This is a genomic window from Streptomyces sp. NPDC127084 (assembly GCF_042724175.1).
Classification (GTDB): Bacteria; Actinomycetota; Actinomycetes; order Streptomycetales; family Streptomycetaceae; genus Streptomyces.
The window spans coordinates 1-1,017 of record NZ_JBHXFA010000444.1 but is presented as its reverse complement, the minus strand read 5'-3'; the positions used below and the strand labels follow the sequence as shown (position 1 = coordinate 1,017).

General features: G+C 69.5%; 1 protein-coding gene and 1 pseudogene. Both read right to left on the bottom strand.

Features of this window, described 5'->3' with window-relative positions; all coding sequences use genetic code 11:
• Nucleotides 1-364, bottom strand: a pseudogene (locus tag ACFWI9_RS34855) (protease HtpX); the annotation flags it as partial.
• A gap of 189 nt (nucleotides 365-553) precedes the next feature.
• The coding region (locus ACFWI9_RS34850; protein ID WP_387169447.1) for a proton-conducting transporter membrane subunit at nucleotides 554-1,017 on the bottom strand (464 nt) is incomplete at its 5' end.

The following is a 1,017-nucleotide window of genomic DNA, read 5'->3' as shown; positions in this document are numbered from 1 at the left end:
GGATGCGCAGGATGCCTTCCGTGCAGCACACGGCGGCGTTGCGCGGGTTGCGGCCCGTGGCGAAGGCGTTGGGGGCCTCCGTGGGCGAGATGTACAGGCGCGGCATGGGCTGGCGGGCCTGGGTGGAGAGGTCGCGGACCATCCGGTACAGGGCCGGGGCCTCGAACTCGCTCACCGGGCGGGCGCGCATCGCGCGTAGCGCCAGTTTGTCGCTGTTCCAGTACGCGTATGCGTTCGTGCCCAGCGCGATCACGACCGCTACGACGAGCCCCTTGCGGCCGTAGTAGCTGCCGATGACGATGATGAGTGCGGACAGTCCCCCGAGGAGAACTGCGGTCCTGAGCCCGTTGTGCCGGCGGTGCACGGTACGCCCTCCAAATCGTGCAGCAGGGGAACCCTTTGCTTGCTGATCTCTGATGCCACCGGTGTCGTGGTGTCACGTCCAGTGGACCCTCCCGTACTGGTCAACGCCAGGCGAGGGGCTCTAGTTCCCTTGTGCGTGCGGCGCCGGGGGTGGGCCGTCCGGGTGAGGACGGTGGTATGTGCTGGTGGCTCAGAAGAGTCCGGTGCCGGCGAAGCGCAGGACCAGTTGGGGTGCTCCGGAGAGGGCGATTCCGAGCGCGCCGGTGAGGGCGAGCGCGGCAGTGACGGGCGCGGGGACGCGGTGCTTGGCGTGCTCGCCCTCGGGGGCGCGGAACAGCAGGGCCGTCCACTGGAGGTAGTAGAAGAGCGCGATCACCACGTTGACGGCCATGACGACCGCGAGCCAGCCCAGGCCCGCGTCGACGGCCGCCGAGAACACGGTCACCTTCGCGAAGAGCCCGATGACACCTGGCGGCAGTCCGGCGAGGCACAGCAGGAAGAAGGCCAGGAGCAGGGCTGCCAGCGGGTTGGACGCGTACAGGCCCCGGTAGTCGCTGATGCGGTTCAGGGCTCTGCTACGGCCCACCAGGGCGGCCACCGCGAAGGCGCCGAGGTTCACGGCCGCGTACATGAGGGCGTAGGCGACGGTGGAGC